Here is a 7504-nt window from a genome sequence, read left to right on the forward strand (position 1 = left end):
GCCAGGGGCGGGCCAGCCCGGTGACGACGGCCGCTTCGGGGCCGCTGCCCTGGACGTCGCCGAGGACGAAGCACCAGCGGTCCCGGGGGCAGGGGAAGAGGTCGTAGAAGTCTCCGCCGACCACCCCATCGTCGCCCGGTTCATACACCAGGGCGCTGGTGACACCGGGGATGTCGGCGACCTTGCTGGGCAGCAGGCCGCGCTGGAGGATGCGGCTGATGGTCGCCTGCCGGGTGTAGGCGCGCGCGGCGCCCACGGCGAGGCCGACGCGGCGTACGAAGTCGGCGACGAGCGCGGCGACCTCGCCCGGGAAGTGCGTGACGCCCTCACGGCCGACGAGCACGGCGCCGAGCGTCCGTCCGCCGGAGGCGATGCCGTGGGCGAGGACGGTGCCGTGGGTGCCCTGGGGCCCCTCCCGGGCGTCGCGGGGCCACGGTACGGGGACGGCGCCCGGGCCGACACCGGCGGGCAGGCGGAACGGCTCCTTCTCCAGTGCCGGGCGCAACAGGTCGGCCGCCGCCTCGTCGCGGTGCCAGACCCCGGCGAGCCGCGGGGCCGCCCCGGGGCCGCCGCCCTCGCTCTCCAGCCAGATCGCGCACCAGTCGGCGAGCCGGTCCACCACCAGCTGCCCCGCTGTCGAGGCCACCAGGTCCTCGTCGAGCTGGCCCGCGAGCAGGTCGGACGCCTCGGCCAGGAAGGAGAGCGCCCCGCGCCCGGCCAGATCGCCGTCCCGCCCGTCGTCCTCCGCCGCGGCGAGGGCACCCACCGCGCCGGGCCGGGTGGCCGTCTCCCCGGCCGGCCCGGGGGCGGCGGGCAGGTCCTCCCAGACGTCCGCGGGCAGCCGGGCCCAGACGGTCTTGAGGCCGGTGCGGTAGGTGATGCCCCAGGACTCGGCGAGGGTGGCGACGAGCTGGAGCCCCCGGCCGTACTCGGCGGGATCGGGGCGCCGCTCCGGGTCGTCGCGCACCGAGCGCGCGGGGTGGTGGTCGGTGATCTCCAGGACCAGCGCGGCGGGCTCGGCCCCGGACGCGCCCTCCAGGCGGAGCAGCAGCTCCACGGCCGTACCGGCGTGCACGACGGCGTTGGTGACCAGTTCGTTGGCGACGGTCACGGCGTCGTCGGCGAGCCGGTCGCCGAACCCCCCGGGGCCGGGCAGTCCGAGCGCAGCCCACTCGGCGAGGGCGGCCCGGACGAACCGGCGGCCCGCGGTGGGGGCCAGCGGAATGCCGGGCAGGCCCGTACGGGCGACGGAACGGGGGTCGTCGCCCTGACCGGCGACGACGCTTCCGGGACGGTGGACGATGTCCCGCTGCAAGGGAATGGGCCCCACGGTGCGGCTCCTGACGGTCTCGCTATACGCCGCTGACGCTCCAGGGCCTCACGTTCGGACACGGAGGACGAAAGACCCCAGGACAGAGTGACAGACCGGACGCGCGCACAAGCACGGAGTCACCGAAACGATCGGCGCCGGACGGGAACGGGCCGGGGCCGGTGGACGCCTGTACGGCCACCGGCCCCGGCCCTGACGTGCGGGTACACCGCGTCCGGAGGCCCGGGTCTCACGCCTCGCGTGAGCCCGCGTACATCTCCTCGATGAGGTCCTTGTACTCACGCTCGACGACCGGCCGCTTCAGCTTGAGGCTCGGGGTCAGCTCGCCGTGCTCGATGTCCAGGTCGCGCGGCAGCAGGCGGAACTTCTTGATGGTCTGCCAGCGCTGGAGGCCCTCGTTGAGCCGCTGCACATAGCCGTCGATGAGTGCGACGGCCTGCGGGGAGGCGACGACGTCGGCGTAGGGCCTGCCGCCCAGGCCGTTCTCCTCGGCCCAGCCGAGGAGGGTCGGCTCGTCGAGGGCGATGAGGGCCGTGCAGAAGTTGCGGTCGGCTCCGTGCACCAGGATGTTCGAGACGAACGGGCACACCGCCTTGAACTGCCCCTCGACCTCCGCCGGGGCGATGTACTTGCCGCCGGACGTCTTGATCAGGTCCTTCTTGCGGTCGGTGATCCGGAGGTAGCCGTCCTGGGAGAGCTCTCCGATGTCACCGGTGTGGAACCAGCCGTCGGACTCCAGCACCTCCGCGGTCTTCTCCGGCAGCCGGTGGTACCCCTCCATCACCCCGGGACCGCGCAGCAGGATCTCACCGTCGTCCGCGATCCGGACCTCCGTGCCGGGCAGCGGCTTTCCCACGGTGCCGGTGCGGTAGGCGTCGCCGGGGTTCACGAAGGAGGCGGCGCTGGACTCGGTGAGGCCGTAGCCCTCCAGGATGTGGATGCCCGCGCCGGCGAAGAAGAACCCGATGTCCGGGGCGAGGGCGGCCGAACCGGAGACGCAGGCGCGGAGCCGGCCGCCGAAGGCCTCCCGGATCTTCGCGAAGACAAGCGTGTCGGCGACCTTGTGCTTGGCCCCGAGGGCGAACGGCACCGACGCCGTACCGGTGCGCCGGAAGTTGTCCTGGGAGACCCGCGCGTACTCGCGGGCCACCCCGGCCGCCCACTGGAAGATCTTGTACTTGGCGCCGCCGCCGGCCCGCGCCTTGGCGGCGACCCCGTTGTACACCTTCTCGAAGATCCGGGGAACGGCGGCCATGTAGGTCGGCTGCACGACCGGGAGGTTCTCGATGATCTTGTCGACGCGGCCGTCGACGGCCGTGACGTGGCCGACCTCGATCTGGCCGGAGGTGAGGACCTTGCCGAAGACGTGGGCGAGCGGCAGCCAGAGGTACTGGACGTCGTCCGCGGTGATCAGTCCGGTCGCCACGGTCGCCTTGGCCATGTACGACCAGTTGTCGTGCGGCAGCCGCACCCCCTTCGGACGGCCGGTGGTGCCGGAGGTGTAGATCAGCGTCGCCAGCTGGTCGGCGGTGATCGCGGCGACCCGCTCGGTGACCGCGTCCGGTTCCTTCGCGAGGTGTTCGGCGCCCCGGTCCTCCAGCTCGGCCAGGGTGAGGATCCAGCCCTCCGGGTCGCCCTCGACGGGCTCGGCGCCGGCCGGGTCGATGACGACGACATGGGCGAGGCGGGGCAGCTCGGCCCGGCTCTCCCGGGCCTTAGCCAGCTGGGCGGCGTCCTCGGCGATCAGGACGCGGCTCTCGGAGTCGGCCAGGATGAAGGCGGACTCGACGGCGTTCGTGGAGGGGTAGACCGTCGTGGTCGCGGCGCCCGCGCACATCACCCCGAGGTCGGCCAGTATCCATTCGACGCGCGTCGAGGAGGCGAGCGCGACGCGCTCCTCGGGCCGGACACCCAGAGCGATCAGACCGGCCGCGATGGCGTACACCCGGGTCGCCGCCTGCGCCCAGGTCAGCGACTTCCAGTCATCGGGCCCCTGTCCGGAGGCCGCGGCCACGGGGTAGCGGTACGCCTCCCCGTCCGGGGTCGCCGCCACGCGGTCGATGAAGAGGGTCGCCACGGAGGGCGGCCGGCTGTCGATCAGGGTCTGTGTGTCGCTCACGACGTCCTCCGGGCCTGCGGCATTGCTACGACCGGCTTCTTGATGCTGCTGCTTGTGTTCCTGCTCTTCGTTCCCGCTCGGCCTGCTTGTTTAACTGGCGAGTAACTAACGGGGTGCTGCTCAGACTAGAGCGCCCGGGTCCGTGGCGTAAGAGGCAGCGGGCCTCCGGCGGGCCGGGGGCCCGGGGGCCGCCGACCGGGAGGGTCCCGCGGGGCTCCCCGGGCCCGCGCGGGGCAGGGAGCACAGGGGCCGGGCCGGGTGTTACTTCTTGGCCTTGGTCTCCCCCGCGGACTCGTCGGTCGACAGGACCGAGATGAACGCGTCCTGCGGCACCTCCACGCTGCCGACCATCTTCATCCGCTTCTTGCCCTCCTTCTGCTTCTCCAGCAGCTTCCGCTTACGGGAGATGTCACCGCCGTAGCACTTGGCGAGGACGTCCTTGCGGATGGCGCGGACCGTCTCGCGGGCGATGACCCGGGAACCGATGGCGGCCTGGATCGGCACCTCGAAGTTCTGCCGGGGGATGAGCTTCTGCAGCTTGGCGACGAGCCGGACGCCGTACGCGTACGCCTTGTCCTTGTGCGTGACTGCGGAGAAGGCGTCGACCTTGTCGCCGTGCAGCAGGATGTCGACCTTGACGAGCTGGGCCGACTGCTCGCCGGTGGGCTCGTAGTCGAGCGAGGCGTATCCGCGGGTCTTGGACTTCAGCTGGTCGAAGAAGTCGAAGACGATCTCGGCCAGCGGCAGGGTGTAGCGGATCTCGACGCGGTCCTCGGAGAGGTAGTCCATCCCGAGCAGGGTGCCGCGCCGGCTCTGGCACAGCTCCATGATCGCGCCGATGAACTCGCTGGGAGCCAGGACCGTGGCCCTCACGACCGGTTCGTGCACCTTGTCGATCTTGCCCTCGGGGAACTCGCTCGGGTTGGTGACGGTGTGCTCGGTGCCGTCCTCCATCTCGACGCGGTAGACCACGTTGGGGGCGGTGGCGATGAGCTCCAGGCCGAACTCGCGCTCCAGCCGCTCACGGATCACGTCGAGGTGGAGCAGCCCGAGGAAGCCGACGCGGAAGCCGAAGCCGAGGGCGGCCGAGGTCTCCGGCTCGTACACCAGGGCGGCGTCGTTGAGCTGGAGCTTGTCCAGGGCCTCGCGCAGGTCCGGGTAGTCCGAGCCGTCCAGGGGGTACAGGCCCGAGAACACCATCGGCTTCGGGTCCTTGTAGCCGCCCAGCGGCTCGGTCGCGCCGTTGCTGAGGCTGGTGATGGTGTCACCGACCTTGGACTGCCGCACGTCCTTCACGCCGGTGATGATGTATCCGACCTCGCCGACGCCGATGCCGTCGGCCGGGGTCATCTCCGGGGAGGAGACGCCGATCTCCAGCAGCTCGTGGGTGGCGCCCGTCGACATCATCCTGATGCGCTCGCGCTTGTTGAGCTGGCCGTCGACGACCCTGACGTAGGTGACGACGCCCCGGTAGGCGTCGTACACCGAGTCGAAGATCATCGCGCGGGCGGCGGCGTCGGCCTGGCCCACGGGGGCCGGGACGTCCTTGACCACCCGGTCGAGCAGGGCGTCCACGCCGATCCCGGTCTTCGCGGAGACCTTGAGCACGTCCTCCGGCTGGCAGCCGATGAGGTTGGCCAGCTCCTCGGAGAACTTCTCCGGCTGCGCGGCGGGCAGGTCGATCTTGTTGAGCACCGGCACGATGGTGAGGTCGTTCTCCATCGCCAGGTAGAGGTTGGCGAGGGTCTGCGCCTCGATCCCCTGGGCGGCGTCCACCAGCAGGACCGTGCCCTCGCAGGCGGCGAGGGAACGGGAGACCTCGTAGGTGAAGTCCACGTGGCCGGGGGTGTCGATCATGTTGAGGACGTGGGTCCTGCCCTGGTCCTCGCCCTCGGTGGGCGCCCACGGCAGACGGACCGCCTGGGACTTGATGGTGATACCGCGCTCGCGCTCGATGTCCATCCGGTCGAGATACTGAGCGCGCATCTGCCGCTGGTCGACCACACCCGTCAGCTGGAGCATCCGGTCGGCAAGCGTCGACTTGCCGTGGTCGATGTGCGCGATGATGCAGAAGTTGCGGATCAGCGCCGGGTCGGTACGGCTCGGCTCGGGCACGTTGGTAGGAGTCGCGGGCACGCAGGGTCCTGATTCTTGAGACGCCGGACGCCGTGTCTCGGGTCGAAGTCGGGTCGGACGGATCGATACGAGCCTCCATCGTCCCACGCCTGAGCCGCAACGGGCGGTTTGGGCCGGTCCGAGGGCGACTGATACCGTGGGCAGCTGTGCCTCGTGGCTCTGTGAAGCGGCGCGGTACCCCAATGAAGATCCAACGAACCTGAAAAGGCTCTTTCGTGGCGAACATCAAGTCCCAGATCAAGCGGAACAAGACGAACGAGAAGGCGCGCCTGCGCAACAAGGCCGTCAAGTCCTCGCTCAAGACCGCGATCCGCAAGGCCCGTGAGGCCGTCGTCGCCGGTGACGTCGAGAAGGCCACCACGGCCGCTCGCGACGCCTCGCGCGCGCTCGACAAGGCTGTCTCCAAGGGTGTCATCCACAAGAACTCCGCCGCCAACAAGAAGTCGGCGCTGGCAGCGAAGGTGGCCGGCCTCCAGGGCTGAGCTTGTGATGTGAACGCCGGAACGGACTCAGCGGGCCCTCTCTCCCGCTCCTGACCGGCACCCCGCGTCGCACACCGAACCTGCGTTCGCCACGCGGGTGCGGCGCACCGAGCATGAATGTGAAGGCCCCGGGCCCGTCCTCCCCCAGGACGGCCCGGGGCCTTCGCGCTGCCCGGCTCTCCCGCGGGCCACCCCGGGCCGGTTCACGCGTACGACGGAACCGCCGCCCCGCACGGTCGGTACGCGCCGCCGGGCGGAGCGGGCGGAGCGGGCGGGCGTGTTGCGCCGGGGCGGTGGGCCGGAGCGGTGGGGCCGGAACGGTGGGGGCGGAGCGGCGGGACCGGAACGGTGGGGCAGAACGGTGGGCCGGGCCGGTGGAGCGGGCCGGTGGACCGGGGTCCGGCGAGGCCCCGCCGGGAGCCGGGTGCGGCCGGCCGGGCCCGCGCCGGCCGGGCCGGGGCGGGCGCCCGGAGGGCCGGGGCGGGCGCCCGGGCCGCGCGGAGGGCCGGGGCTTCTCAGCGCCCGCCGGACCGGGCCGCTCGGGCGATCGCGACCACGGCCTTCTCCAGGGCGTACTCCGGGTCGTCCCCGCCGCCCTTGACCCCGGCGTCGGCCGCGGCCACAGCCCGCAGCGCCGCAGAGACCCCGTCGGGGGTCCAGCCCCGCATCTGCTGGCGTACCCGGTCGATCTTCCACGGCGGCATGCCGAGTTCGCGCGCGAGGTCGGCCGGGCGGCCGCCGCGGGCCGACGACAACTTCCCGATCGCCCGTACTCCCTGGGCGAGGGCGCTGGTGATCAGCACGGGGGCGACACCGGTCGACAGGGACCAGCGCAGCGCCTCCAGCGCCTCAGCGGCCCTGCCCTCCACCGCGCGGTCGGCGACGGTGAAGGAGGAGGCCTCCGCCCGGCCCGTGTAGTAGCGGCCCACGACCGCCTCGTCGATGGTCCCTTCGACGTCCGCGGTCAGCTGGGAGACGGCGCTTGCCAGCTCCCGCAGATCGCTGCCGATGGAGTCCACGAGAGCCTGGCAGGCCTCGGGGGTGGCGGAACGCCCCAGGGTCCGGAACTCCGACCTGACGAAGGTGAGCCGCTCGGCCGGCTTGGTCGTCCGGGGGCAGGCGACCTCGCGCGCCCCCGCCTTCCGCACGGCGTCCAGCAGGCCCTTGCCCTTGGCCCCGCCCGCGTGCAGGAGCACGAGCGTGATCTCCTCGGCGGGTGCGGAGAGATACGCCTTGACGTCCTTGACCGTGTCCGCGGAGAGGTCGTGGGCGTTACGGACGATCACCACCTTGCGCTCCGCGAAGAGCGACGGGCTGGTCAGCTCGGCGAGCGTGCCGGGCTGGAGCTGGTCGGAGGCGAGGTCGCGCACGTCGGTGTCGGCGTCGGACGCGCGGGCCGCCGCCACCACCTGCTGGACGGCGCGGTCCAGGAGCAGG

At 72.0% G+C, this 7504-nt stretch carries 5 protein-coding genes; 1 reads left to right on the forward strand and 4 read right to left on the reverse strand.

Annotated elements, in window-relative coordinates; genetic code table 11:
- The 3 genes from IH13_RS37080 to lepA all read right to left on the reverse strand — a co-directional run.
- Positions 1-1330 (reverse strand): ATP-binding protein (locus IH13_RS37080; RefSeq protein WP_031082760.1); only part of this gene is annotated, 1330 nt, incomplete at its 3' end.
- Between the two features lie 229 nt (positions 1331-1559).
- The gene (locus tag IH13_RS0109265) at positions 1560-3449 is read right to left on the reverse strand and encodes an AMP-dependent synthetase/ligase (RefSeq protein WP_031082761.1); all 1890 of its coding nucleotides are present in this window, start codon (positions 3447-3449) and stop codon (positions 1560-1562) included.
- A gap of 261 nt (positions 3450-3710) precedes the next feature.
- Complete coding sequence (gene lepA, locus IH13_RS0109270) at positions 3711-5585, reverse strand: translation elongation factor 4 (RefSeq protein ID WP_082317548.1); 1875 nt, start codon at positions 5583-5585, stop codon at positions 3711-3713.
- Between the two features lie 215 nt (positions 5586-5800).
- Here lepA and rpsT point away from each other — a divergent pair, with 215 nt between their 5' ends.
- Positions 5801-6067 (forward strand): 30S ribosomal protein S20, encoded by a 267-nt coding sequence (rpsT, locus tag IH13_RS0109275; protein ID WP_031082765.1) that lies wholly within the window; start codon positions 5801-5803, stop codon positions 6065-6067.
- Positions 6068-6582: 515 nt separating this feature from the next.
- Here rpsT and holA read toward each other — a convergent pair.
- Positions 6583-7504: DNA polymerase III subunit delta (gene holA, locus IH13_RS0109280; RefSeq protein WP_031082766.1), on the reverse strand; the 922-nt coding region annotated here is incomplete at its 5' end.

The organism is Streptomyces sp. NRRL WC-3549, assembly GCF_000721935.1.
In the GTDB taxonomy this organism is placed as follows: domain Bacteria; phylum Actinomycetota; class Actinomycetes; order Streptomycetales; family Streptomycetaceae; genus Streptomyces.